The organism is Paenibacillus sp. JNUCC-31 (assembly GCF_014844075.1).
Classification (GTDB): Bacteria; Bacillota; Bacilli; order Paenibacillales; family Paenibacillaceae; genus Paenibacillus.
In genome coordinates this window covers 5384706-5407864 of record NZ_CP062165.1, presented here as the reverse complement: position 1 = coordinate 5407864, position 23159 = coordinate 5384706, and the positions used below count along the sequence as shown (strand labels likewise).

The window sequence follows — 23159 nt, the reverse complement described above, 5'->3', positions numbered from 1 at the left end:
AACCCTGGCTATGCCCCACACATTTTTGAACAGAAGTAACGACAAACAAACCCTGCATAGTAATGCAGGGTTAACATTTGTATTGAGGACCATAACTCCCTTGACTCTTCCTATCTTCCGATGTGAAGCAACTTATAGTTCACCACGATATAGTTCAATCCCGATAACAGCGTAACTCCTGCCGCCAGCCATAATAAAATCACATCAATCCGCACATCAGTCAGCAAACTAAACGGAGCATTATTCAATAACACAGTGATGATAGCTGCCACCTGGAGCACCATTTTAATCTTGCCATATCGATCAGCAGCCAGAGCAATTCCCTGTTCAGTAGCAATCATACGCAGCGCTGTAATGACAATTTCACGTCCAATAATGATCACAGCAATCCATGAACCGATCAGATTCTCCTGAACCATCATGATCAGAGCAACCGAAATCAACAGTTTATCTGCCAGTGGATCAAGCAATTTTCCCAGATTGGTGATTTGATTATATTTTCTCGCCACATACCCATCCAGCTTATCCGTACCTGCAGCTATTGCAAAAATAATAACTCCTATCACCAAGCCATGCTGATCCAAAAAACGAATAAACTCACTCGACTCCTGTATCCAAGACGGAAACGGGATAAAACACAACATAAACAATGGAATCAATGCCATTCTCGCCAGGGTGATTTTGTTAGCCAGGTTCATGGAAACCCTCCCTCTTTTTCACTCCATATGTTGTGATTTCTCCACCCTCGTGTCATCCTCCTTTTTTTTCACAAAAGGCTTAGACTATTACTGCTTCAAATATGATGGGAAAAACATGTGAGCGATTTTATCTTTCAGACTTCACAGGAAGGATCATGCAACTTTCCATCTAATGGAAACGTAATAGAATTAACTATTCTCATATCGAGGTGATGAAATGAAAGCTGTAAGTAAATTACTATTCCTATGTACGATACCTCTTTTATTGTTTGCCTGCTCACAAAAAGTGGAAAGTCATCAACCGAACAAGCAATCGGATTGGAGTCCTCCAGTTGAGATTTCAATTGAAGATGCGAAAGCTAAGATCCCGTTTGAAATGAAACAGCCGTCCGTTCCGTTCCAAGTTGATCAAAAATCAGCAAGAGTTTTAGATACCAATGGTACATTTGATGCTGTGGAAATCACGTATGAAAATACCGATGAAGGATTGACCTTGATTCTCATGATGACAAACTCCAAGGCTGATACGCCTCCAAATGGAAAAAAAGGACTACAATTAGCTAACGGTTCGCAGACGTGGGACCAAGGAGACGAACATGTCAACGCCATTTATTGGAGAAATGAGGGTTTAACTTACTCTCTTGTTTCAGGGAAAAATAATAATCTTGAACCGTTATACGATCACCAAACATTAATTGAAATAGCAAATACAATAAAATGATTTGGATAAGCAACACGATTTAACATAGCCTTCACAAAAAAAGAAAGAGCAAACTGTACTTCTTCACACAGTTACTCTTTCTTAATGTAATCCTCTGTTCCTTACTATCTGATTCTACAATGATTCTTTAATCACACGTTTGTAATACAATACGGACAACAGGCCGAAGATTGAATACAACAACGTATATACAATCATGACGATTACCGTAGGTGTGACCAGTTCTGTACCGAAAAAGAACCAGCCTGATTTCACGGCAAAATAACTATGGCTCAGGCCCACGACAAGTGGGATGCCGAAATTAAACAACTGCTTGAACTGAATCCCACGTAACAGATTGCCTTGAGTAAATCCAAGTTTTCGCAGAATGGTATAGTTCGATTTCTCTTCTTCGCTCTCATTCATTTGTTTAAAATAGAGAATGCAACCCGATGTAATCAGGAAGGTTAGACCCAGGAAACCAACAATGAACATGATCAGGCCCATAGTGGTACGCTGGTTATTTCTGAATTCGATCTGAGAGAAGCTTGGGGCCTCTAATTGCAGATCTGCAAAAATGGCATACGCATTCTCGTCCTGCCCTGGATCTGTAATTTGCACACCGTAATAATCGGTCGGTTCCCCCTTCTGAAGTTTCGGATCAAGATCCTGCGTGAGCTCCGCATAAACCGATTCATCCACAACCGCTACAGGCGTTCCTTTGGTGTAATACACAGGAAGCACGCCCTGTTTGAGGGTTCCAATCAATTGCTGGTCAATCGTTTTTTTCAATCCGTGCAGAACAATGGGACCATCATCCCGAATGGAAAAGAATTGCTGAATCACATTGCCGTACCCCATGAAAATGACTTCGCCTGGTTTCAGATCAATGTTATCTACCATGCTGTCACTTACTACACTGCTGAACAACGGCTCCTCCATTGTGGAGTCATTCATCACCTTGTGTGCATCAATTTCAATATACAGAGGCTGTCTGTGCTTCTCCTCATATGGAATCTGTTTGTGATCCAATTCGGCTACAAAACGATCCTTCACATTTTCCTGAGCAAAAGAGAAATCCTCCGGTAGGCTTTCTTTGGCTTGCGCCTCTGCCGAATAGTAGGAAATGTAACTGAGCGACAACATGCCTATGGCAAGTGCCGATACGGTAGTAATAATGGTCAGCAGCAAGGCATTCGACTTCATGCGAAACATGATGGAGGATAACGATAATACTTCGTTAATAGAGAGATAACCTTTTTTACTTCTGCGGACCAGATTAAAGAGAAAACTGACAGAGCCTTTATAGAATAGATACGTCCCCAAAATAACCGAAAAGAGAATTAAAATCATTGTGTACATTAACTGCTGCATATCCAATTTCTCGTCGCTGAACAGCCGTGCAGACAGTATGTAACCGAACACAATCAGAGTAATACCTAAGATGCCCATCAGAATCTGCCCTATAGATAACTTCTGTACCTGCTGCTCTGTTGTAGAAGACACCCGAAAGAGGGATAGAATGCTCTGTGCTCGGATAAAGGTGTAATTCATCAACATGATGAGCAAGTACATCACGGCAAAAACAATCACGGTCTGCAACAAGGCCATTGGTGAAAAATACAGCTCTGCGATGGCCTCAACTCCAAGAATTTTGAACAAAATCATCAATATCAGCTTGGAACCCAGAAACCCGATAACAATACCCACTACCATTGAACCAAAGTAGAGAATGCAATTCTCCGCACTCAAGATGCCAAAAATTCTTCCCTTCGTCAGTCCGATCAGCTGAAACAATCCAATCTCCTTACTACGTCGCTTGATAAAAATCGTATTGGCATAGAGCAGAAAAATGCCCACAATGACAATCAGTAACACGGAGGATGCGCCAATCGCAGCCGCTCCTTTCGTTGATTCAGCAACCTCATCCATGGAGGGATCATACTGTAACGTTACAAAGGAAAAATACAGTGCCACGCTAAAGATCAGGGCAAAGACGTAAAGATAATAATTCTTCAGGTTTTTCCTCAGATTGCGAAAGATGATATAGTTCAGACTCATGGCTGCACACCACCCAGCACCCCCTGAGTTTTGATAATATCATTGAAGAAGGATTGCCGGGACTCGTCTCCTTTATTTAATTGGGTGTAGATCTGACCGTCCCGGATGAAAATCACCCTGCTGCAATAACTCGCAGCAAACGGATCATGCGTAACCATAATAATCGTAGCCTGATGCCTGCTGTTCATATCACTCAATTTGCCAAGCAGGTCCGAAGCCGATTTGGAATCCAGTGCACCTGTCGGCTCATCAGCGAAAATTATGCTTGGATCATGTACAAACGCACGCGCAGCTGAAGTCCGCTGCTTCTGCCCACCCGAGATCTCGGAGGGATATTTGTCTTTCAGCTCATATATGCCCAGTTCACGGGCAATTTGTTCAAACTTCAGGTGTGCTTCATGCTTCGGGATACTTGTAATCGAGAGCGGTAGCAATACATTTTCCTTCACCGTGAGCGTATCCAGCAGATTATATTCCTGAAAAATAAAACCCAAATGACATTTACGGAATTCAGCAAGCTGTTTCTCCTTCATGCCGGTGAACTCCTGACCCTCAATGTCAATGGTGCCCTGACTTACCCGGTCGATGGAGGACAGAACGTTAAGCAGCGTCGTTTTCCCCGAACCCGAAGGTCCCATAATCCCAACAAATTCCCCTTTACTTACGCCGAGATCAATCCCCTTAAGAACTTCCTGTTTATTTAGTTTATTGCCGTATACTTTATGAATTTTTTTGGCTTCCAGTATCCACATATCCCACTCACTCCTCTTTGCTATATCTCTATCATAGGCCGGATGCTCCGATTTATCGTGCGATTCACCGAACAAAACCAAAAAGCATGTGACAATGTTGTCACACGCCTGCGAGGTGGATCATGTCATTCTTTCGCGGGAAGATCAGTTTGACGATTGTGCCCTCTCCAAAAGCAGATTGTACCTTAATGTCTATATGAAGTGTTTGTGCCACCTGTCTGGTCAAATACAATCCCATTCCCGTTGCCGTTCCCTCCAGCCTGCCTTGCGTTGAAGTGAAGCCTTTATCAAAGATACGCGGTAAATCCTGGGCCTCAATGCCTCGTCCATAATCCTGAATCGTCAGTATAAGATGCCCATCCTGCTCCCTGCTTTCAATAACAATATCAGAGGAATGACTATATTTCACCGCATTGCTGAGCAACTGCCGTAGGATGAAGCCTAACCATTTGCTGTCCGTCAGTACCTTTTTCACATACAAAGACACATCGAAGCCAATACCTTTGGAGATGCACCATGACTTCAAGGCTCTAATTTCGCCATTCAAAATCGGTTCAAGCTCCGTTTCTTCGACAAACAAATCATTATGCATAAATGGAATACGCTTCTGGTGAAGCTGCTGATCGAGCAGTTGGTGAATGCGCAGCCATTCATACGTCATCTGGCCCTGAAGTTTGTCATCCGGCATACGCTCAATCATCAGTTGCAGCGCGGTTAGGGGTGTCTTCACCTCATGAATCCAGGCCAACATCTCATCCTTCTCCTGTTTCAGCAAAATGAAATGAGACGAAGACTCCTTCCGATAACGTTCAGTCTGGGTAGTCACCGCGTCGTGCACAATTCGTTCATAAGGGCTTTGCGCGATATCCAAATCCCCCAAATCATACGTATGATCCCAGGTGGTTAATCTTTTGTAGAAACGGGACTCCCTTGGATATCTCGCCCAGATAAAAACGATGCATACCACCACATTCAGCACGACGATATAGGCTACAGAACGGAATGGAATGGACGTGTCGATATAGGCCACAAATAAAATGATGAGCTGCATGCTTATTAGCAACAATAACCAGCTGAGCTTTTCCCGTATGTATTTGCCAATCATGCTTCCGCCTCTTCTGTTGCCATATAGCCCTGTCCCACCTTGGTTTCGATAAAGCCATCCAACCCTAGGGGCTCGAGCTTTTTGCGAAGTCGATTAACGTTAACCGTCAGCGTGTTGTCACTCACAAAATGTTCATGATCCCACAAGCTGCGTATGAGGTCTTCGCGGGTGACTATCTGATTTTTGTGCTCAACCAGCACTTTCAGAATGAACATCTCATTTTTGGTCAAAAGGACAGATTCATTGTCATGGGTAAGGGTATTTTTCACATACTCAATGGTCGCCCCGCGCCATGTCCGCAGCTCAATCCGCTCTGTATTGTAGTTGTATACCCTCCGAAGAGTCGCCTGTATTTTGGCAATCAGCACATCGAAATGGAAGGGCTTCTGGATAAAATCATCTGCGCCCAAGTGCATCGACATAACCATATCCGTAGGATGATCCCGTGAGGAAAGAAAGATAATCGGCACATTGGAATGAGCGCGGATCATGCGGCACCAATGAAATCCGTCATACTGTGGAAGCTGGATATCAATAATCACCAGCTGTGGTTGAACGGCACTGTATTCCTGCATGACTTTGCCAAAATCCTGTACGCCATACACATCATATGACCACTGAGATAACCGTTCTTTGATTTCACTGAATAACGATTCATCGTCTTCAATGAGCATAATTTTAAACATATACTTTCACCACGTTTCTGTCCTTCTTGGGCCAACCAAACAATAAACATACAGCAAAATGACCGTTCCGGGTACGAATCATTCTTCCGATCGCTGTTATCCCTCCATAGTATGGGGGACCTTGCTTGGGTCACTGATTTCTTCCATCCGTTCGATTAATTGTTTTGCGACATCTTGCGGTGATCTTAATTGGCCTGCTTCATAGACCTGACCGAATACCTCGGACAATGCAAATTCCTCTGCATTCTTTCCTCTTGCCACAGCCTGTAGCTCAGTATCTACCATCCCTGGATCGAATGCAATCACTTCAACGGGATTGGGTTGCCCAGATTGTTCCATCGCTACGCACTGGGTGAACATGTTTATTCCAGCTTTGGAAGTACAGTAAGATGCCATTGAAGGTGCCGGATAACTGCCTGACCCGGACGATACATTGACTATTTTTCTGCGTGTGGTCAGGTGGTTGGTATGTTGTATAAAAGATGAAGTCAGTATCATAGGCGCTGCCAAACTGATATTCAGATTAAGACTGATCTCCTCGGCACTGCACTGATCTATCAACTTCAACGGCTCAAGCATGGCAGCATTGTTAATGAGTCCGATGAATTCAACTTCTTGTGCAGGAATCTGTTTCAATATGCCTGAGACGAGATCGTCGATGCTATGAATATCTGCCAGATCAAACTGAACATGCTGGTAACGCTCGTAGGCTTCCTCCAAGTCAGACGTTCCGCGTGCAATACCGTAGACGTGATCTCCCTTTTCCAATAACAATTCCGCAAGCTGTTTACCGATTCCTTTGGAAGTACCTGTAATGATAAAATACCTTTGTCCCATATTTTAACCGCCTTTCTCTCGCTCTGTGCAATATTGTTTAAACGTCAAACCTGTACCTTTAAATCTATAACTACACGTTGGGTTTTCTCCATAACGTCACCCATAGGATGGGCAAGCCAAAACATATATCATCCTGACCCATCGCCTTCATCGGGCGCAGCTCCACGCATTCAAATGGATCTTCAAGCAAATAGCGAAGCTTTTCCTCCGTAAAAGCCAGACCGCCTTTCATCGATTTCTCACGGTATACCTGCCAATCATCCATTACACTCTCCGGTCCACCTTGACCGCCAAATCCTGGAGCAAAGAGCGACTTTCAGAAGAAAGAAATCCTCAATCTCCCGGACGTCGTTTTAGTCATTTGTATTCAGGATTCGATCAGCTTAACTTCTTCGTTAGATAGAGCACCACATCGTCATCGATGATCGTTTCATCGCCCCATTTTAGATAACGGTCATGCTTGTGAATGCCCTGTCCATCTGGTATATATCCACGACGGGCATACAGAATTTGAGCTTTGCCATAATCGGAAAATACCCCTACACCAATCCCGGCAGTATCAGTTCGCTCCAGAATAACGTCCTCTGCCCGGTCCATCAAAAGCGTTCCTATTCCCTGACGCTGATATTTGATCAGCACATTGAAATCATTGATTTCCGGAATGCCCTTTTCTCTGAAGGATGGGTAGTACGACTTCCACAATACATTCACGTATCCGGCAAAAACTCCATTGAGCTCCGCTACCAAAGTCACCCGTTCACCATTCTGCTGTTCTGTAAGATATTGAATGTACTGCTCTGCCGGTTTCGCCCAACCCTGCTCCTGAAATGCCTGCGAAATTACGATCGGATCGTTCTCATCCAGAAGCCTGATGTGTATATTCATCGATGTATTCTCCTTAATAAGTTATTTATTTCCCCCTAGATTTCCAACCTGCTTCTAAGCGAGGTAATCTGGGCAACATGGTGTTTGCCATGCCATGCATATACGCCCAAATTGTAGTCCAGTCTGGTCGTTTCTTTGGATGCGGGGTGATAAAAGGTTTTGGCATAGTCTACATCTGTTAATGTATTTAAAAGCGCCACCCAACGACGATGCAGGGCATCCAGGATTTGCAGAGAAAACTCGATATCCAGCTCCCGCGAATCACTCAGTTCAGCCCATCGTTCCTCGTAATACGGTCTTATCGTGGGGTTATCCTCCGTCAGTGCCAGCTTGAAACGAACCATGCTATTCATATGGCTGTCTGCCATATGGTGTATAACCTGTTTGAGCATCCAGCCACCTTCCCGGTAGGGCAACATCAATTGTTCTTCACTCAATCCTTTGACTGCTTCGCGGGCGCACTCCGGCAACTCCGCAATATCCTGAATCCACTGCTTCCGCTGCTCTAATGTAACCTCGCCTGTATGTTCAAATGTTCCAATCGGGTATCTCAAATCCATCGATCATTCCTCCTTGGTTAAATGTTTTAAAATACACAGTGCACTGCCTATGGGGCATACTCCATCAGCCAGCAGTCTCTCATTTGTCCTTCGTGAAGCTCGTGTTCTGGTAACAGTCTGATCTTCCTGAATCCACACTTCTCGTAACAGGATATGGCTCGCTCGTTCCAGGATTGCGGGTCCATGACCACTTTCCGGGCTTGCTTATCGTTGACCAGATAGCTCAACATGGATTGTACCAGTTGTGTGCCAATACCGCGATTCCAGTAATCCGCCTCTCCAATAAACTGATCTGTTCCATAGATGATTTCATCTGTGTCTCCATAACCATACTCATTTCGTTCCACCTCCTCCAGTTCATAGAACTGGATATAGCCAATAGGTTTACCTTCGTGTTCAACGATACAACGATGCTCAACATCGTCTTGCTCATAAAAGTGCTCTCTGACCAAATTCAGATCATGCGGCCGATCACGGCCTTCATAATATTGAAGCACGGCTGGGTCAGACAACCATCGAACAAGGTGCTGTTCATCTTTTTCATCCAGCAAACGTACCATAATCTCATTCCATTGATAGATTAGCATTACTCTGTGTACTCCTTTATTATCTTGAGAGGTTCTCTTGTAACCCAGCTCAGGTCCTTGCCCATCCTCCAGATCTATACATTCGAAGGCAGACAATTGTAATTGTATAATCTTTCTTTAACGCCTTACGGCCTTCCAGATATATTTGTGCTCACGCACAGCAAGTCTCCCATCCATCTGATTTTCCTTCAGCTTAACTTGAAGCTGTTCATGGTACTCAGGCCGTGTGTAATCCGGGTTTCCGGGAATATCGGAAAGAAAGATAGCGAACTCTTTTTCATCCGGGAAAACCATTAAAGCCTCGTTGAATTCTTCAATCTCGATGTCTTCATACTGATTTGTATGCAGCCTTTCCCGTACCTTGCTTACATCGGTATGAATGCCAATGATCACGCCACCCTTTCGCAGCAATCTCCCATGTTCAATAATGGACGTAGGTCCTCTGCGGTCATAGATCAGATCGAACTGTTCGTCTTCGAAAGGCAACTCTGTTTTGGTTGTGGCATAGACAAATTCAACATTTCCAACGTCACTGGCTTCAAGCCCAGCCTGGGCGATACGCAGCAGTTCCTTCGAGTTGTCGAAACCCGTAATATGACCGGTATAGGCCGACATTTTTAATGTAAATTCACCATGTCCACAACCCGCATCGAGCACGGATTTATACTGAGGCAACAGCTGCATCAAGCGCGCTTCGAATACATCTTCTGCCGAATTACCCTCCCAGGTAAATACAGACCTGCCCTTGTATCCGCCGTTACGTCGTCCAATCATGTCATACCATTCCATACCCAATAGATATCCCTCCAGAAGAAAATCCCATATTAAACAACATTCGACACGGACAATCCGATTTCCCTGTTTCACTTGTTAACTTTTTCTCTATGAAAAAAGTTATTTATTCACAATGTATTGCTTGTTAAAAATTGAAACGCTTCTCTCACAGTCTCCGTATTAAGGTCGAAGTCGTATTTTTCTCTTGGATAAACCAATAGAATGTGGAGGATGAGCGAATGTCTTTTTTCAAGAAAATGTTAGCCAGTGTAGGTGTCGGAGCAGCCAAAGTAAATACTGAATTACATACACCAGAGGTTACACCTGGAGGGGTCATCTCGGGGACCGTGTACATCGAGGGCGGAGAAGTGGAACAGAATGTGGACCGAATCTACCTTACGATCAAAACCCAATACATACGAGAGCACAATGATCGAAATGTAAATGAAACTGCCGTTGTAGCCAAATACTTGCTCACAGAAGGTTTTATATTACAGCCTGGAGCCAAACTGGAAAAATCCTTCTCATTTGACCTGCCAGAAAATCTTCCGATTACACTCCATCGTGCAGAAGTGTGGGTTGAAACTGGCCTCGATATCTCAAGCGCCATGGACCCCTCAGACCGAGACAGACTACACGTAGTTCCTACAAAAGACATGAACACCGTGCTTGATGCGATTGATATCCTTGGTTTCAAACTTCGTGAAGTGACCAACGACTATGCCCCGAAGCTGGGTGGTAATCTTCCCTTTGTACAGGAATTTGAATTCGTGCCCACGAGCAAGTTCCGCGGCTATTTGGATGAGCTGGAAGTACTGTTCTATCCGATGGGAGATTCGCTTGAACTATTGCTTCAGATCGACCGCCGTGCACGCGGACTCGGTGGCATGTTCTCGGAAGCAATGGGCACGGATGAGAGCTTCGTCCGTCTGCATCTCTACGAGAGACACCTTGCACGGGGTGCACATTCGGTTGCCCAAGGTCTGGAAGAAGTCATTTCCAAGCATTTATAGTTGATCCAAAATAAACGAAAAACAGTTCCCCTACCAACTTTCATTGGTGTAGAACTGTTTTTTTGTTTTCCTTTATTATATCAACCCACCTCAGAAACGCTGTGTCCAGCGCCTCATCCCCGAACGAAGACCATAATAAGCAGCAGCAAGCAAAAGAAATCCGATAGCAGCAATCAGAATGAAAGTGGTATCCCAACGGACAATAGAGCCAAAAGCAACGTTGGATTGCAACGTGGTGACGGATGAATTATTGTTCATTATTTCAGGTGCATATTTTAGAGTCATTAACATGCCCTGAATGACATTCCAAGCCATAAAACCCAAGGTGAATAACAGGGTTACCAACAGGGATTCCACACCTAATCGTTTGTTGATACTCATCATTTTGCCTCCTCAGTTACGATTGGACATCACGTTGGAAATGATATAATCCACCACATCATCTGTTGTTAGGTCGTCCGTTTGAATGTACTCTTCAAAGCGTGCTCCATGGAATGCTTCGGCGCACTTAACCGCTTGTTTAAATGTCCATCCACCAGGCTCATCCCCACGCTTCAACAATCTCTCATGTAATGTTTCTATGGATGTCATCAGGGTGAAATGAAAAAGGTCAACGTCTAACTCTTTCAGACCCCGATGGATGTAATCGAACTGCTCTGACTTGTAGATGGTCATCGGAATAATCAGATGTTTATTATACTTCTGCCTGATGTCACGGGCGACTTTCACGGTAAGGACTTTCCACAGCTCCATATCCTGAAAATCGTCCGTTTTCTCCACTTCCATCTTGACGTCATCCACAATCACGTTTCTTAGCATGTAACCAATCTCTTCAGGATCGTAGATCATGCTGTTCGGAATTCGCGGCTGCAGCTTGGTTGCAGCAGAGGTTTTACCCGAGCCAAATGCTCCATTAATCATCACAATCATCGTAACACTCTCCTGCGTGTTAGATTCAATTAGAGAAGAGGTGCTCCATCTCCTGTTTCAGGCGATCTTTGTTCGTATCCACATATTGATAAAGGAATTCAAACACTTCTTCATTATCCGATTGCATGCTCAAATGTCCTGCTTCCAACTCTACCTGTTGCAAGACCTCATGGATCTGTTGCCCATGGGTATTTAGGGTCGTTGTTACGTCCTGTTCAGAGAGTGCATTTACATTCTCTCTTAACTGCTCAGGCGTCACACCACTTTCGGATAACATATGCTGTATGCTCTTCAGAATCTCTGCATCTGCGTCATTGCCTATGCGCTGCATCGCTTCCGTCGTTTCACCCAGAAACTGTCCACTCGCATTTTCAAGAAAACCAGTCATGCCATTCATGGACAGCTCTGTGTCCAGATCTATGATCAGAATAGTATCTCGCAATACCTGCGGAAGTTCCGGTCCGCATTCCCGAATGGTCGCAAATTCGGTACGATAGATATCCATGGCAACACTCCCCACCACTTCTTCACCCGACATGCTTTCAAGCTGATCCACGGGTAACAATTGCTTTAATTCTTCCTGTAATTTGTTCATCTCTCTCTGCCTCCTGTATTTCTCTCTCTAATTTCAAAATTCACACTGGATCACTGCTTGGTCAGAACAACCCTTCAATCTCTGTTATCATGTGAAGTCGTTATCAAACTAGTGACACGAAACGCCTTTACATCATATCAGAAGTTGTTATATAAGTTTATCCAATGTACGTTTGCACCAGATCACGCTGCTCGCACACTTTACACGAAATACGGATAAAGTTAACCTGCACTTGACCTCTGGAAAATGATCCGCTGTTATGATCTTGTCATCAAGAGTCATGGGAGGGGTAATGATGCGCCTGGCCTTGTTCACCGATACCTATGTTCCGGACACGAATGGTGTTGCCGGCACGCTGCACCGCTTAAGTAACCAGTTAAACCGCAAAGGGATTGAGCATCTGCTACTTACGCCGCAGTCCATTATTGAAGGCAATCACGCCGCACCAGCCCGTTCGGTTACCAACATCCCCTTTTTCCTCTATCCGGAATGTAGAATAGCCTTACCTAACCGGAGATCCATTCATCAAGAATTAAAAGCCTTTCAGCCAGATCTGCTGCATATCGCCACTCCATTCAATATGGGCCTTCTCGGTCTCAGATATGCGCTCAAGCACCAGCTTCCTCATGTCATCTCCTACCATACGCACTTCGATCGGTACCTCGAATACTACAGGTTAAACAGCATCATTCCTCTCTACTGGAAGTACATTCAATGGTTCCACCGAGCCTGTGATACAACATTAGCACCTTCTCAGGAGGCCTTAAACTCATTACAATCGAAAGGCATTCAGCGTCTGAAACTATGGTCCCGTGGGATCGATTGCAGCCTGTATTCACCAGATAAACGAAGCTCCGATGTCCGTACTCGCTATAATATAACCGCTCCTCTAATTTTACTCTACGTTGGACGAATCGCCCCCGAAAAAGATATCGCTACCCTCTCCCTTGCCATGCAACAGTTACCTGAACATATGAAATCCCGTGTACACTGGATCATTGTAGGCGATGGGCCATCGCTTCCCAAAATGCGTATGCAATCCCCGCCTAATGTCACCTTTACAGGGTATCTGCATGGTGAGGAACTTGCTGTTATGTATGCTTCGGCAGATCTCTTTGTGTTTCCTTCCTCAACAGAAACATTTGGCAATGTGGTGCTGGAAGCGATGGCTTCAGGATTGCCGGTTCTCGCAGCGAATGGTGGTGGTGTAAAAGACTTGGTCGCACATCATCGAAGCGGTGTTCTGTTCGAGCCAGGCCAAGTGGATGCACTGATTCGGGAAATATGCCTCTGGGGTGTTCATATGGAACAACTAAGAAATATGGGTATTGAAGGACGGAAACTTGCTGAGCAGCGTTCGTGGGATCACATTTTCGACAGGTTGATTGGCGATTATGAGGAAGCCATTGAGAATCGGAGAAGACGCACGAAAGATCGAATTATTACAGCTTGAACAGGTTTCACGTTTAGAATTAGGATTTACGGAAAAATTAAAGCACATTCTGATACAGATCAATGATGCTCCATGATCCACCACATCAGCTTATGAAAGCCCATCAATTTCTCAGGGATTTGCTCCACATTGATTATCACCAGATCGAAGGTCCTGTTTCCTGCTTTCTCATAGATGTGATTGGAATCCCCAATAATTCTGCCACTCTGATCTTTATTGAGCTTGAGATCCTTTGGTGTGATATCTTCATAATGCCTTATGGCATGTATTCCATCTTTGATTTGAACGACAATGTGTCGATCAGATGCCTGAGGATATAGCACGATGGTAACCAGTAGGGTTAGGACTATAATTAATGTGTTACGTACTCTCCCCTTCACCATGTGGGATACTTTCTTTTCTGATTTTTTGGCTACTATGAAGATAACGCCAGCATTGATCGCCACAATCAGGGGAAACATGATCAATCTGAGTAGACTCGTGTAAGGAAATAACTGAACCAGCAGATATAATAATAAAACTGTTGGCAGCAGCAGAAGACATCCTTTGAACCATCTGTTATGTTGTAGGCTGGGTCTCATTATCTTTCTCCTTCCAAAGAGAGCAACTGTATTCAACACGAGGTAATAATAAAAGAGTGGGGATAGCCAATATCCTCACTCTTTTTAACAGTCGCCTACTCGGTTGACAGTATGGCTTTTTCCAAAAGTAATAGGTCAGCTCTTGGCAAAGGCGACTAATATTAGACTATGGACTCAAATGATATCGTATCTTGCATGATGCTCCATTCTACCCTTGGCGTGTCGTCTCACCAAAATATACAAACTGCTGCCGAACTTCACCGTCGCTATACTGCAACAGCACATATCGTAGACGAAAATTATCAATTTCCGCTTGCTTGAACCCCGTCTCTTCTTCGATCTCCCGGTAGCTGGCGGTCATTGGTGAATTCAATTCCCCTTGCTCCAGATGACCGCCAATGCCACCCCAAAACTCAAAATCAAACAGCTTGCTGCCTGTCTTCTTCATCATCAACATATCGGTTCCATTGCTCAAAAACGCCGTAGCCATTTGTCTGATCTCCATGCGCACCTTCCTCACTGTTCTGTTATGTAATTTAAATGTAGCTTGAGTCTAATCTGACGATCTTTTTAGAGTAGGCCTTTTAATTCACCAAGATGCTCAATAGCATGCAATGGCTGGATTGTGATGCTGTCCTGCCAAGGCTGATTGACCTTCATCCAGATCGTGCTCATGCCTACGTTTGCCGCTCCTTCAACATCATTGACAGGATGATCTCCAATGTAGATACACTGCTCGGGAGAGAGGTTGAAATGATCCAATGCCAATTGAAAAATACGAGGATCAGGTTTTTTGACCCCAGCCTCTTCCGAAACGATAATATGATCAAAATCATCCCGGATGCCGAGTTGATCAATTTTTCCGTACTGAATCTCAGTCTGACCATTGGTAATTAAACCTGTTTTATATTTTCCTCTTAGATGCTGAACCACTTCTTGCGCCTGCTCCATCAGAACAGCACTTCTCACATACTCTCTGCCATAGAAATCCATAAGCTCCGCATGAGGCGGATTCTTAGCCCAAGGCAGTTCATGGAGCAGCTCGTTGAACAAGACATCCTTGTCCTTGTAACCGTCCTCATCCAGCTCAATAATTCGTTTAAGAATATCATCCGTAGTCTCAAGATGGGCAAAATAAGTGTTGATCAAGCTCTGGCTGAAGCCTTCAAAGGTACTTGTTCTGTTGAGAATCGTATTGTCCAGGTCAAAAATAATCGCTTTAATATGATCCATCGTCATGTCGTCCTCCTGTCTGGTCTGTAAATTTGTTATTTCCTCAATAGTTGCTCCAGTTTCCGATTGGTTTCGGTCTGCTCCTGAATTAACCGTTTCGTTTTACTTTCTATGCTAATAAGTGTGACCGTCATAATAATTACACAAATGATCCCAATAAACCCCAAAATACCACTCACCTCTAACGTAATGTTTATTGTATTCTGTTAGCTGCGACTACCATGAAGTATAAACACATAAACCCAACCATAGATCAGGCCAGGGCTGGGTTTACCTTGTAAAACTCATTTTCATTTCTTCTTTTTGTGATAATGGTAGCCTGTGCACAGGCCCTTTTGTTTGGATTTCGCGGAACAATTATGTCCACCATTTTTGTCCAGTCTGCCTGGATGGGCATAAGCTGAAGAAGACACACCAATAAGTACGACAAAAGACAGGATTACAATGACAACCTTTTTCATAAGTCACCCTTCGATCACACCCTATGCTTTAGGGCTTAATTCATCCTCTATAATTCTACATGAAAACCCATAATTAGGATATCCTTATTACTCCAAAATTTGCTTATTCTATAATTTTAAACTTCCTCAACGCATGTGTGATGCCATCCTCACTTGCTCGCAGTGTGACATAGTCGGCACTTTGTTTGACGCGCTCTCCTCCGTTTCCCATCGCAATGCCGAGACCCACGAACTCTAGCAAATCAATATCATTTTCACCATCGCCAAAGGCCATTGCTTCCTCTTTCGATATATTCAGGTGGGCGAGCACTTTTCCTGCCGCTATCGATTTGGATACTTCGTTCTCTTCCAGTACGTTAGACACGTAAGGATGAAACCTCACGAATTTTAATGAAGGAAATCTGGAATGGAATATCTCTGCTTCGGCTTGATCGGCATATAAACAAATGCAATACACGTCCTGTTCCAAAGAACTGATTTTCAACGGATGCTCCCTCAGACCGAGCGTATCTCTCAATGCATCGGTGACACGCACATCCGCTGTGCATAAGCCATTTGTCTCAAATGACTCTGTAAAATAAGAAATACTTCTTCCGTTCAGCTCGGCAAATTCACTGAATTCTCTGACCATTCGTGCAGAAAGCACCGATTTATGTATCACTTCTTCACCGCTCTTGATTAATGCACCGTTAGCCGAAATCAGGGTCTCAATCCCAAGCTTCCTGAACTCTCCGCATAAATTGTACGGTCTGCCAGTGACCAGAACAACCTGTATGCCTTTACGAATCAATTGTCGAATCGATTCCTCTGTACTTGGGGAAAGACTTCGATCCTTCTCACTGAGTAATGTACCATCCACATCCATAAATACGATTTTAATCAAGGGACACCTCCTACTCACGGTCATTCGTTGGTTCAACATGTTTCAGATTCAATTTGGTTCTCTCCTTTGTGCTTCTTCGGATATACGGTGAGCAAATTGAAGGACTTCATTATGTGCAAAATATATATATTCTACATCTGGTTCATCTTTGAATTTAACTAAGGCAGAAAAAGGTGGGAGCTTAACATTCCATATGCCTTCCACGGATTCAATGTCCTCTTGGGTATATTTCTTTTCCTCAATTAAATATTCAGTTACTCTATGGGCATAAACCAGCTTGTTTACTTGGACATATACAAATGGGGTTAGTACCAAAATAACCATTACGATCGGAACCGCTAGCATTACGTATTTTTTCCTCTTATTCATCAAACACCTCCTAAGCTAAGCAATTAAGCATCGTTTTGAATAATAGAGGCAAGTGCACAGTCAACTTAGTAGCCTTCCTGCACTTGCCTTTACATTAACGTGTCTGGACGTTCTGGCTGCGCTCCATATACCACAACTGAAATTCCTCTACGGCTTCAAGCGGAATATCATTTAGCGTGTGATGCAGAACAGGTTTGGCACGATTCACGGTTTGAATTGAAGCAATTCCAAACCAGCGTTGCAGCAGATTCCGGGTGATCTGTACCTCAATGACTTTCTCCCGCTTGGAGATGTATAGTGTTGAGGTTAATGCACCCGTTCGCAATTGGATAAAGTTCTGATTCAGGACGTATCGTGTGTGGAGAAAATCAGTTATTCTGCATATGCCAATCCACAGTAACAGAATAGCGGAAATCATCCACCAAGCCTGGTTCTGCCCCAGAATCGCCGGTTTGAAATAAAACAATAACCCAGTTGCAATGATCCACACCCAGCTTGGTATCAACATGCGCAGCCATAATGATTTTCGTGGAAGCTTTTGCATCTCCTGCGTAACCTGATAAGATGGCAAAATCTCCGAGATCATCTCGTAGGCTTGCTTTACAGGCAAAAAAGGATAGAGCGAGTTAACTTCCTGGTCCGATTCTCCCACACCACCTGCTGTTGTCAGTTCCACTTCTGCCAATCCCAGCAGTCTTTTCATTGGTGACTGCGTGATTTTAACCGCCTGGACTCGTTCCTTTAGAATTGAAAATGCGGTCTGTTCCAACATGCCCTTCGTAATATAGATCCGCTTGCGATCAGAGGATATTTGGAAATCGCCATACTTCACAAAGGTTCTGACAATACCAAGCGTAATGGAAACAACGATGAGTCCTGTGATAATTAAAGCGGCAATCCACCAGGTGTCCCACCACGTTAATACAAGACTTTCCGTTACTTTTTCATTAGGAAAGAAATCTTTCACCGAAGAATAGAGTGAGCCCAGAATCGGTATAAGTACCAGAAAGCTGAGTGAGGTAAACGAAGCTTTGAATATATCCTTGCGGGTGGACTGGTAATGGACATGCCGTTCAAGCTCCTCTTTTACAGGCAAGGAAATCTCTTCTTCCAGTGTTACGTGTTCAGTTCGCGTCACTGGTTCTCTGTTTGGTTCTACAGCATCACTGGCGATATTCGCTTCCGACATATGCCCGGCTACAACCTTTTCAAGCCGATCCGATTCCGAAAGTGAAACGACTTGCAAATGAAAGGCGGCATCCTCTCCTTTGATGCCCGTCTCAAAACGTATGGATGTGACTCTAAACAAACGATGAAACAGCGACGTATGCCGATTCACATTTTGAACTTTGGTATAGGGTATCGTTCTTCTTGTGCGATTGAACACCCCACTGTATATCTGAAAAGCCTTCTCGTCTGCGGTATAACGTAGCGTAAACCAGCTCCAAATAATGACTATTACACTACACGCGATGGCCACATAGAACACAATTCTGCCATACATAGTCCACTTGGACACTGAGCCATGACGAAGAATAAATAAAAAAACGATAAATGCAAACGAATTTTTCACCAGTTTCCACAAACTCCAGAGCATGGCTAACGGGTGCTGTCTTTTCAGCTCGTTCATTCATCCACCTCGTTAATCCTTGCATAGGACGCAATCTGATTCCGCAACTCAAGCGCTACTTCTTCTGGCAACGCCGGAATGTTGTGAGCTGAACCCATCGTACCAACCGATACGGAATATAGACCATATTTTCTCAAAAGGGGACCTTGGTTCGTCGTGACGGATTGTACTTTGGCCATGGGAATGATCTGATGTACCTTTTTCAGGGCCCCGTGTTTCAATTGCAAGAACTCCTCATTCGCATCGTAATACCAATGCTTGTATAACAATGCAGGCCGGATAAAAATCTCCCACACCGCATACAGCACTGAGATGGCAGTCACTCCCCACAGCAACCAGCCAATCCACGCCCTCCATCCAAAGACGGAATCCAGAACCAGCAGTGCTGCAAGCACAATCAATCCTATTCCGTTCGATATTATCGCACTAATTCTCCATATGGTTATGGCATCCGGCGATAAACGTTGCTCGGGTGTACTCTGTATGTACTGCATATCTTCACTCCTTTTTCTTACTGTACGAAGAATAGTCCTCTATCGATGCAGAAAGATGACTTAGTAAAAGAGATGACCCCTGTTCAGTACAGGTCGTCATCTCTTAGTCATTTTATTTTACAGCAAAGTCTTTCACTTCACATAACCATACCATATGATCCGTGCCTTCACCCCAATAGTTCTTTGCCACGGCATACGGTTCTCCGAATTTCCGCTGCCATTTCTTCTGCGCTGTCCGGTATCCACTATCCAGACAAAATTGCGTAATCTCACGCCTCTGAAGCTCAGTAGTCAGGGCCTGAATGAGAGCAGAGCCAATTCCCTGCCCCTGAACCTCTGGCAGAACGTAGAGACTACCCAATTCCCCTACGTGGTTCAGCTGGTTGTCTGTGCACTCTCGAATCTCCTCACCGCAGGGCCCGTACGAAATGGTGCCCACGACGGTATCTTTCCTTTTGGCGAGCAGAAAGAAGACACACGGTTCCTTGTTGTTGTCAGGATGCAAAGCAAGTTGAAGCATCGCTTTTTTGTGTTCAATTTCATCGCGTATGTCTTCGTGCAGGGAACCCAGTCCCTCCTGTGTAAATGCATTCGTAATGGATGTCTCGAATACCTGGCAGGCACCCTCCATATCCGAAGATGTTAAAGGTTGAATGGTAATCAGGTGACTCATATGACTGTCTCTCCGTTTCGATAGCTAGTTAATCCGTATGACTCTGGATCAGTTTCCTTACTCGATTTGCATCCTCGATGGGTATGGTATATCCCACGTGGGTATCCTCAAGGTTAACCAGAAGGGCTGACTGCTTGGGATCTTTGCCTATGGAAAAATCATACTTGGTTAAGGAGCCATTTGCATCTGCTAAATCCATCTTGTACTCCACGCCGTAATCAAGACTTCCCGCTATGCGCTCCGCTTTGTTTATTGCCTCGATTACGATTCCAATCTCAACCGGATCTTCGAATTCCACATCCTCACACGCTTCAATCGTGACGTTGGGGTTGCAAGTTAATGTAATGAGCGAAGGAAGAGCTTCTTTCGGATTAGAATTAGTACTAACAGAATGGTTGCAGCCTGTGAGAAGCCCTGCAAGGAGTACGGCGAAGAGGCCTGAGAGAATCTCTGCTTTTTTCATCAGCACATGTACCTCCCGATCCTGCTCAACACATGAGCGTAAACTCTCTACGTAATTATTTTGCTCTAGATGCTTATGTTGGCATGCTGCAACTCGGTATCCCATCCTTGGAGCAGCACTTTTAAACGCTGGGCGGTGTCGACCACGAAAGCACTTATCTTTACATCCGTAATGTACTGGGGAACAATACCGGGTTCGTTGGCACTTTCATTAAAAAAGAAAAACGTACGATCCCGCCAGTGCAGAATCTCCTCTGCGGTTAACAGATCAGCAACGTCATAGCCAGGCGCAATCTCAAGCATCTGCCAGACTTCTTCACTCCAACTCGCCTGTTGGTAGAGGTTAAAATCAATCTGATCCGTTTCCTGATAATACAGACGCCCAAGTTCATCCTTGGTCCGGTTTATACCCGAATCTTGATCTGTCATGGTAACCTGCTCCACAAATTGCGGATGAACACTCCGGAACCAGTAAAAGTCCGTCAGGACATGCATAAAGTAGCCCCGCACGAACCACTTCCATCCCTCATCAGCTTGTTGTTGAATGTAGGTTGAATAACGTTCTTTTAATTGCTCAACGTATTCTCTCTCATTCTTATCCTTAGGGTTGAAATGAGTGTTTTCCTTATCTGCTCTTGTCCAGCCCTCGCGCATGTGTATAGAGTCAGGTGCGATATTCCCCAGATAGAACGGAGCTTGTTCTACATGTCCTTGTAAGGATTCTTCAAAAAGAACAGCTACATTTAAATGAACCATTGGCAGTGGCATAGAGATCATCTCCTTTTTCGCAGATCTGCTATACATACAAAAGAAAATCAATATAACCTATGTTCAAGCCTGCACTCGCTCTGTTTGTATCCTCTCAAATAACTGCTCCAAATCCGTATGAAGCTCCAGCTGTTCGCTAACGAGCAGGCTTATGTATTCCGACCCGCATTCATAGAAAACAAGACGATTAAACGGAGTTGAATCCCCAAGATGATTGATGTCCAGTCCCCATTTCTCCCGAATTCGATTCTCTATATATCGCGCGTAACCTTCGTTCCACTCCAGCCAGTTGAAGTACTCCCCTTGTTCTTCACTCAATGAGCTAAACAAGGCCTCTCTCGCCTCTTTCACTTGCAAGAGATCCTTACTCTTCAAGGCTGACAGCAACGAAGTGATCCGCTGGACAACCATCTCATTGTCATAAGGAAACTCATAATCCAGTTCCCATGTTACACGTTTGATTTGCTCCATCTTACGTTTGATCTCAAGACGGTCACCCATATCGGTGTACTGCTCATTTACGTAACAATGGACAAACTCATGAAAGAGGTAGACTTTCTGCTCAAAATTTTTGAACACCGCATCCGTCACCACTGCGCACATCCGCCCATCCATGTGATGCACTCGGAACGCTGCAAGGCATTCATCGGGAATGTTCAGGTCATCCGGAACGGTTTTTACCCATTCATATTGCTTCGTCTTGGACGAATAATCATAGATATATAACAAAGTTTCATATGCCACAACCACGGGATAATGCTCTGCGAATAAAGGATGTATACTGACCAAATCTTTTTGAAGCTCTTGTAATTCGTTGATTTGCTCTAAAAAAGTATCCATGTCATTTACCCTCTCTTTAGTTGAATGATGAGTTAATCATATCAATAGAGCAACAATAAAACACTGAGAGAAAAATGATAATTCTATTGTTGAGAGATATTTCTACAGCTTAGAACCGTTCTCCTCGTTTCTCATATAAATAATAACTTATTAATTCAACAACCTATTTTGGCATATTTTACCTTGCGCTACTTTCTTCGATCCAATTTCACATTCTTAATAGTCTGAATTCTAATATTTAAAAATTAAAAAAAAATCTTCCCCCGGACATCCGGCTGGAAGACTTTACGTAAGACTTATTCTATTGAATACGTTCACCGCTTACCACATGCCAGTGTTGATGCTTCGAATCCTGGTACGTGCCCAGGTTAGTTACGATCTTGGAAGAACCCGTCTGGATAACCATGTCCGCAGCAACCTTCTTGATGACGCGCATAATCTCAAGTAATAGTTCATCATTATTATCTTCTTCCTGTGAAATGAACGATTGGATATGGATCTTTGGGATAACAACGATATGATGTTTGTAGTATGGTCGGGTATGATGATAGGCCAGTACTTTGTCTGTTTCCATGACGATATTCACTTTGGTATTACCACTAAGCACTTCATCACAATAAAAATCCTGTGTCATATACGACCTCCTTTTTACTTAGTTAATATATCCCGCTTTTTTCAGCACATATTCCGTGAACGGATTAATCTCTGGGATTGGCATGCTCAGATCAAAATAACGCAGTTCCAGTCCTTCATCATCCATGACCGTTGGTTCACCCTGAATCTCTGTAGCTTCATAGACAGCCATGACATTATACACTTCATCTCCATGCGGATACTTGTAATACATATCCTGACCTGAGAAAACGGTAATGAGTTTATACGCACCCGCCCTCAGTCCAGCTTCCTCATATAATTCACGTGCTGCTGCTTCCTCCAGAGATTCTCCCGGTTCCAACGATCCGCCAAGGGTCCCCCAATCCAGACTATCTGTACGTCTTTGCAATAGCAGATGGCCCTGCTCATTGAAGACCAATACACATGAACCAGCCATGATTAGAGGGCGCGAGCCCACCAGCTTTCTCAACTCCATGATATATCCCATAAAGATTCTCCCCCGTTTTGAATCAGA

At 44.1% G+C, this 23159-nt stretch carries 31 protein-coding genes; 3 read left to right on the top strand and 28 right to left on the bottom strand.

Annotation, left to right across the window (positions count from 1 at the left end; translation table 11 throughout):
- Positions 1-110 precede the first annotated feature (110 nt).
- Entirely contained in the window at positions 111-698 is a 588-nt protein-coding gene (gene pgsA, locus JNUCC31_RS23665; protein ID WP_192265278.1) for a CDP-diacylglycerol--glycerol-3-phosphate 3-phosphatidyltransferase, read from the bottom strand.
- Between the two features lie 217 nt (positions 699-915).
- On the opposite strand from pgsA, the gene JNUCC31_RS23660 reads away from it, so the two are divergent.
- Complete coding sequence (locus JNUCC31_RS23660; protein ID WP_192265276.1) at positions 916-1419, top strand: hypothetical protein; 504 nt, start codon at positions 916-918, stop codon at positions 1417-1419.
- Positions 1420-1533: 114 nt separating this feature from the next.
- On the opposite strand, the gene JNUCC31_RS23655 is transcribed toward JNUCC31_RS23660, so the two are convergent.
- From JNUCC31_RS23655 to JNUCC31_RS23610, 10 genes are all read right to left on the bottom strand, one after another.
- Positions 1534-3459, bottom strand: coding sequence for an ABC transporter permease (locus JNUCC31_RS23655; protein ID WP_192265274.1), 1926 nt, complete (start codon positions 3457-3459; stop codon positions 1534-1536).
- Positions 3456-4211 (bottom strand): ABC transporter ATP-binding protein, encoded by a 756-nt coding sequence (locus JNUCC31_RS23650; protein ID WP_192265273.1) that lies wholly within the window; start codon positions 4209-4211, stop codon positions 3456-3458. Before JNUCC31_RS23650 ends, JNUCC31_RS23655 begins: the two co-directional genes overlap by 4 nt.
- A 100-nt stretch (positions 4212-4311) precedes the next feature.
- Positions 4312-5316 carry a sensor histidine kinase gene (locus JNUCC31_RS23645; RefSeq protein WP_192265272.1) on the bottom strand — a complete coding sequence of 335 codons (1005 nt, stop codon included), beginning with the start codon at positions 5314-5316 and terminating at the stop codon, positions 4312-4314.
- Positions 5313-6002 (bottom strand): response regulator transcription factor, encoded by a 690-nt coding sequence (locus JNUCC31_RS23640; protein WP_192265271.1) that lies wholly within the window; start codon positions 6000-6002, stop codon positions 5313-5315. Before JNUCC31_RS23640 ends, JNUCC31_RS23645 begins: the two co-directional genes overlap by 4 nt.
- A 96-nt stretch (positions 6003-6098) precedes the next feature.
- Positions 6099-6839, bottom strand: a complete 741-nt coding sequence (locus JNUCC31_RS23635; RefSeq protein ID WP_192265270.1) for an SDR family NAD(P)-dependent oxidoreductase — start codon at positions 6837-6839, stop codon at positions 6099-6101.
- Between the two features lie 70 nt (positions 6840-6909).
- Entirely contained in the window at positions 6910-7104 is a 195-nt protein-coding gene (locus JNUCC31_RS23630; protein ID WP_192265269.1) for a hypothetical protein, read from the bottom strand.
- A 113-nt stretch (positions 7105-7217) separates the two neighbouring features.
- A complete protein-coding gene (locus JNUCC31_RS23625; protein WP_192265268.1) occupies positions 7218-7724 on the bottom strand; it encodes a GNAT family N-acetyltransferase in 507 nt (168 codons plus the stop codon).
- 35 nt (positions 7725-7759) lie between these two features.
- Entirely contained in the window at positions 7760-8284 is a 525-nt protein-coding gene (locus JNUCC31_RS23620) for a YfiT family bacillithiol transferase (protein WP_192265267.1), read from the bottom strand.
- Between the two features lie 47 nt (positions 8285-8331).
- Positions 8332-8871 carry a GNAT family N-acetyltransferase gene (locus JNUCC31_RS23615; protein WP_192265266.1) on the bottom strand — a complete coding sequence of 180 codons (540 nt, stop codon included), beginning with the start codon at positions 8869-8871 and terminating at the stop codon, positions 8332-8334.
- A 117-nt stretch (positions 8872-8988) separates the two neighbouring features.
- Positions 8989-9660: a class I SAM-dependent methyltransferase gene (locus JNUCC31_RS23610; protein WP_228469774.1), complete on the bottom strand. Its 672-nt coding sequence runs from the start codon at positions 9658-9660 to the stop codon at positions 8989-8991.
- A gap of 224 nt (positions 9661-9884) precedes the next feature.
- Here JNUCC31_RS23610 and JNUCC31_RS23605 point away from each other — a divergent pair, with 224 nt between their 5' ends.
- Positions 9885-10658 (top strand): sporulation protein, encoded by a 774-nt coding sequence (locus tag JNUCC31_RS23605; protein ID WP_192265261.1) that lies wholly within the window; start codon positions 9885-9887, stop codon positions 10656-10658.
- A gap of 90 nt (positions 10659-10748) precedes the next feature.
- On the opposite strand, the gene JNUCC31_RS23600 is transcribed toward JNUCC31_RS23605, so the two are convergent.
- Genes JNUCC31_RS23600 through JNUCC31_RS23590 form a run of 3 tightly spaced genes read right to left on the bottom strand, consistent with a single transcriptional unit; the run spans position 10749 to position 12183 of the window.
- Positions 10749-11042 (bottom strand): hypothetical protein, encoded by a 294-nt coding sequence (locus JNUCC31_RS23600; RefSeq protein WP_192265259.1) that lies wholly within the window; start codon positions 11040-11042, stop codon positions 10749-10751.
- Between the two features lie 9 nt (positions 11043-11051).
- Positions 11052-11588, bottom strand: coding sequence for an AAA family ATPase (locus JNUCC31_RS23595; RefSeq protein WP_192265257.1), 537 nt, complete (start codon positions 11586-11588; stop codon positions 11052-11054).
- A gap of 25 nt (positions 11589-11613) precedes the next feature.
- Positions 11614-12183 (bottom strand): DMP19 family protein, encoded by a 570-nt coding sequence (locus JNUCC31_RS23590; RefSeq protein WP_192265255.1) that lies wholly within the window; start codon positions 12181-12183, stop codon positions 11614-11616.
- Between the two features lie 292 nt (positions 12184-12475).
- Between JNUCC31_RS23590 and JNUCC31_RS23585 the strand changes: the two genes are divergently transcribed.
- Positions 12476-13636 (top strand): glycosyltransferase family 4 protein, encoded by a 1161-nt coding sequence (locus tag JNUCC31_RS23585; protein WP_228469217.1) that lies wholly within the window; start codon positions 12476-12478, stop codon positions 13634-13636.
- Between the two features lie 59 nt (positions 13637-13695).
- Here the strand turns inward: JNUCC31_RS23585 and JNUCC31_RS23580 are convergent, their stop codons facing one another.
- The 14 genes from JNUCC31_RS23580 to JNUCC31_RS23515 form a co-directional block, all read right to left on the bottom strand.
- Entirely contained in the window at positions 13696-14217 is a 522-nt protein-coding gene (locus tag JNUCC31_RS23580) for a hypothetical protein (protein WP_192265253.1), read from the bottom strand.
- A gap of 208 nt (positions 14218-14425) precedes the next feature.
- A complete protein-coding gene (locus tag JNUCC31_RS23575) occupies positions 14426-14722 on the bottom strand; it encodes an NUDIX domain-containing protein (protein ID WP_228469216.1) in 297 nt (98 codons plus the stop codon).
- A gap of 65 nt (positions 14723-14787) precedes the next feature.
- The gene (locus JNUCC31_RS23570; RefSeq protein ID WP_228469215.1) at positions 14788-15456 is read right to left on the bottom strand and encodes an HAD family hydrolase; all 669 of its coding nucleotides are present in this window, start codon (positions 15454-15456) and stop codon (positions 14788-14790) included.
- Between the two features lie 284 nt (positions 15457-15740).
- Positions 15741-15911, bottom strand: coding sequence for a YHYH domain-containing protein (locus JNUCC31_RS23565; RefSeq protein WP_094030628.1), 171 nt, complete (start codon positions 15909-15911; stop codon positions 15741-15743).
- A 103-nt stretch (positions 15912-16014) separates the two neighbouring features.
- A complete protein-coding gene (locus tag JNUCC31_RS23560) occupies positions 16015-16794 on the bottom strand; it encodes a Cof-type HAD-IIB family hydrolase (RefSeq protein ID WP_192265250.1) in 780 nt (259 codons plus the stop codon).
- A 48-nt stretch (positions 16795-16842) separates the two neighbouring features.
- Entirely contained in the window at positions 16843-17163 is a 321-nt protein-coding gene (locus tag JNUCC31_RS23555; protein WP_228469214.1) for a DUF3139 domain-containing protein, read from the bottom strand.
- A 94-nt stretch (positions 17164-17257) separates the two neighbouring features.
- On the bottom strand, positions 17258-18793 hold the full coding sequence (locus tag JNUCC31_RS23550; protein WP_192265248.1) for a PH domain-containing protein: 1536 nt from the start codon (positions 18791-18793) through the stop codon (positions 17258-17260).
- Complete coding sequence (locus JNUCC31_RS23545) at positions 18790-19287, bottom strand: PH domain-containing protein (RefSeq protein WP_192265245.1); 498 nt, start codon at positions 19285-19287, stop codon at positions 18790-18792. The genes JNUCC31_RS23550 and JNUCC31_RS23545 overlap by 4 nt, the downstream gene beginning before the upstream one ends.
- A gap of 112 nt (positions 19288-19399) precedes the next feature.
- Positions 19400-19960 (bottom strand): GNAT family N-acetyltransferase, encoded by a 561-nt coding sequence (locus tag JNUCC31_RS23540; protein WP_192265242.1) that lies wholly within the window; start codon positions 19958-19960, stop codon positions 19400-19402.
- Between the two features lie 28 nt (positions 19961-19988).
- The gene (locus JNUCC31_RS23535; RefSeq protein ID WP_192265241.1) at positions 19989-20423 is read right to left on the bottom strand and encodes a hypothetical protein; all 435 of its coding nucleotides are present in this window, start codon (positions 20421-20423) and stop codon (positions 19989-19991) included.
- Between the two features lie 65 nt (positions 20424-20488).
- Positions 20489-21190, bottom strand: coding sequence for a hypothetical protein (locus JNUCC31_RS23530; RefSeq protein WP_192265240.1), 702 nt, complete (start codon positions 21188-21190; stop codon positions 20489-20491).
- A gap of 63 nt (positions 21191-21253) precedes the next feature.
- Positions 21254-22030, bottom strand: coding sequence for a hypothetical protein (locus JNUCC31_RS23525; RefSeq protein ID WP_192265239.1), 777 nt, complete (start codon positions 22028-22030; stop codon positions 21254-21256).
- A 301-nt stretch (positions 22031-22331) separates the two neighbouring features.
- A complete protein-coding gene (locus JNUCC31_RS23520) occupies positions 22332-22664 on the bottom strand; it encodes an HIT domain-containing protein (protein ID WP_192265237.1) in 333 nt (110 codons plus the stop codon).
- Positions 22665-22682: 18 nt separating this feature from the next.
- Positions 22683-23132 (bottom strand): NUDIX hydrolase, encoded by a 450-nt coding sequence (locus JNUCC31_RS23515; protein WP_090894908.1) that lies wholly within the window; start codon positions 23130-23132, stop codon positions 22683-22685.
- Positions 23133-23159: the final 27 nt, after the last annotated feature.

Excerpts from the sequence above, each read along its gene's own strand:
- JNUCC31_RS23615 (WP_192265266.1), bottom strand. The coding sequence starts at position 8,871 with ATGCTAATCTATCAATGGAATGAGATTATGGTACGTTTGCTGGATGAA.
- JNUCC31_RS23625 (WP_192265268.1), bottom strand. The coding sequence starts at position 7,724 with ATGAATATACACATCAGGCTTCTGGATGAGAACGATCCGATCGTAATT.
- JNUCC31_RS23620 (WP_192265267.1), bottom strand. The coding sequence starts at position 8,284 with ATGGATTTGAGATACCCGATTGGAACATTTGAACATACAGGCGAGGTT.
- JNUCC31_RS23575 (WP_228469216.1), bottom strand. The coding sequence starts at position 14,722 with ATGGAGATCAGACAAATGGCTACGGCGTTTTTGAGCAATGGAACCGAT.
- JNUCC31_RS23635 (WP_192265270.1), bottom strand. The coding sequence starts at position 6,839 with ATGGGACAAAGGTATTTTATCATTACAGGTACTTCCAAAGGAATCGGT.
- JNUCC31_RS23515 (WP_090894908.1), bottom strand. The coding sequence starts at position 23,132 with ATGGGATATATCATGGAGTTGAGAAAGCTGGTGGGCTCGCGCCCTCTA.
- JNUCC31_RS23595 (WP_192265257.1), bottom strand. The coding sequence starts at position 11,588 with ATGATTGTGATGATTAATGGAGCATTTGGCTCGGGTAAAACCTCTGCT.
- JNUCC31_RS23545 (WP_192265245.1), bottom strand. The coding sequence starts at position 19,287 with ATGCAGTACATACAGAGTACACCCGAGCAACGTTTATCGCCGGATGCC.
- JNUCC31_RS23530 (WP_192265240.1), bottom strand. The coding sequence starts at position 21,190 with ATGCCACTGCCAATGGTTCATTTAAATGTAGCTGTTCTTTTTGAAGAA.
- JNUCC31_RS23655 (WP_192265274.1), bottom strand. The coding sequence starts at position 3,459 with ATGAGTCTGAACTATATCATCTTTCGCAATCTGAGGAAAAACCTGAAG.
- JNUCC31_RS23600 (WP_192265259.1), bottom strand. The coding sequence starts at position 11,042 with ATGATGAGTATCAACAAACGATTAGGTGTGGAATCCCTGTTGGTAACC.
- JNUCC31_RS23520 (WP_192265237.1), bottom strand. The coding sequence starts at position 22,664 with ATGACACAGGATTTTTATTGTGATGAAGTGCTTAGTGGTAATACCAAA.
- JNUCC31_RS23580 (WP_192265253.1), bottom strand. The coding sequence starts at position 14,217 with ATGAGACCCAGCCTACAACATAACAGATGGTTCAAAGGATGTCTTCTG.
- JNUCC31_RS23585 (WP_228469217.1), top strand. The coding sequence starts at position 12,476 with ATGATGCGCCTGGCCTTGTTCACCGATACCTATGTTCCGGACACGAAT.
- JNUCC31_RS23645 (WP_192265272.1), bottom strand. The coding sequence starts at position 5,316 with ATGATTGGCAAATACATACGGGAAAAGCTCAGCTGGTTATTGTTGCTA.
- JNUCC31_RS23525 (WP_192265239.1), bottom strand. The coding sequence starts at position 22,030 with ATGGATACTTTTTTAGAGCAAATCAACGAATTACAAGAGCTTCAAAAA.
- JNUCC31_RS23660 (WP_192265276.1), top strand. The coding sequence starts at position 916 with ATGAAAGCTGTAAGTAAATTACTATTCCTATGTACGATACCTCTTTTA.
- pgsA (WP_192265278.1), bottom strand. The coding sequence starts at position 698 with ATGAACCTGGCTAACAAAATCACCCTGGCGAGAATGGCATTGATTCCA.
- JNUCC31_RS23535 (WP_192265241.1), bottom strand. The coding sequence starts at position 20,423 with ATGAAAAAAGCAGAGATTCTCTCAGGCCTCTTCGCCGTACTCCTTGCA.
- JNUCC31_RS23555 (WP_228469214.1), bottom strand. The coding sequence starts at position 17,163 with ATGAATAAGAGGAAAAAATACGTAATGCTAGCGGTTCCGATCGTAATG.
- JNUCC31_RS23610 (WP_228469774.1), bottom strand. The coding sequence starts at position 9,660 with ATGGAATGGTATGACATGATTGGACGACGTAACGGCGGATACAAGGGC.
- JNUCC31_RS23550 (WP_192265248.1), bottom strand. The coding sequence starts at position 18,793 with ATGAACGAGCTGAAAAGACAGCACCCGTTAGCCATGCTCTGGAGTTTG.
- JNUCC31_RS23605 (WP_192265261.1), top strand. The coding sequence starts at position 9,885 with ATGTCTTTTTTCAAGAAAATGTTAGCCAGTGTAGGTGTCGGAGCAGCC.
- JNUCC31_RS23630 (WP_192265269.1), bottom strand. The coding sequence starts at position 7,104 with ATGGATGATTGGCAGGTATACCGTGAGAAATCGATGAAAGGCGGTCTG.
- JNUCC31_RS23590 (WP_192265255.1), bottom strand. The coding sequence starts at position 12,183 with ATGAACAAATTACAGGAAGAATTAAAGCAATTGTTACCCGTGGATCAG.
- JNUCC31_RS23540 (WP_192265242.1), bottom strand. The coding sequence starts at position 19,960 with ATGAGTCACCTGATTACCATTCAACCTTTAACATCTTCGGATATGGAG.
- JNUCC31_RS23570 (WP_228469215.1), bottom strand. The coding sequence starts at position 15,456 with ATGACGATGGATCATATTAAAGCGATTATTTTTGACCTGGACAATACG.
- JNUCC31_RS23565 (WP_094030628.1), bottom strand. The coding sequence starts at position 15,911 with ATGAAAAAGGTTGTCATTGTAATCCTGTCTTTTGTCGTACTTATTGGT.
- JNUCC31_RS23650 (WP_192265273.1), bottom strand. The coding sequence starts at position 4,211 with ATGTGGATACTGGAAGCCAAAAAAATTCATAAAGTATACGGCAATAAA.
- JNUCC31_RS23640 (WP_192265271.1), bottom strand. The coding sequence starts at position 6,002 with ATGTTTAAAATTATGCTCATTGAAGACGATGAATCGTTATTCAGTGAA.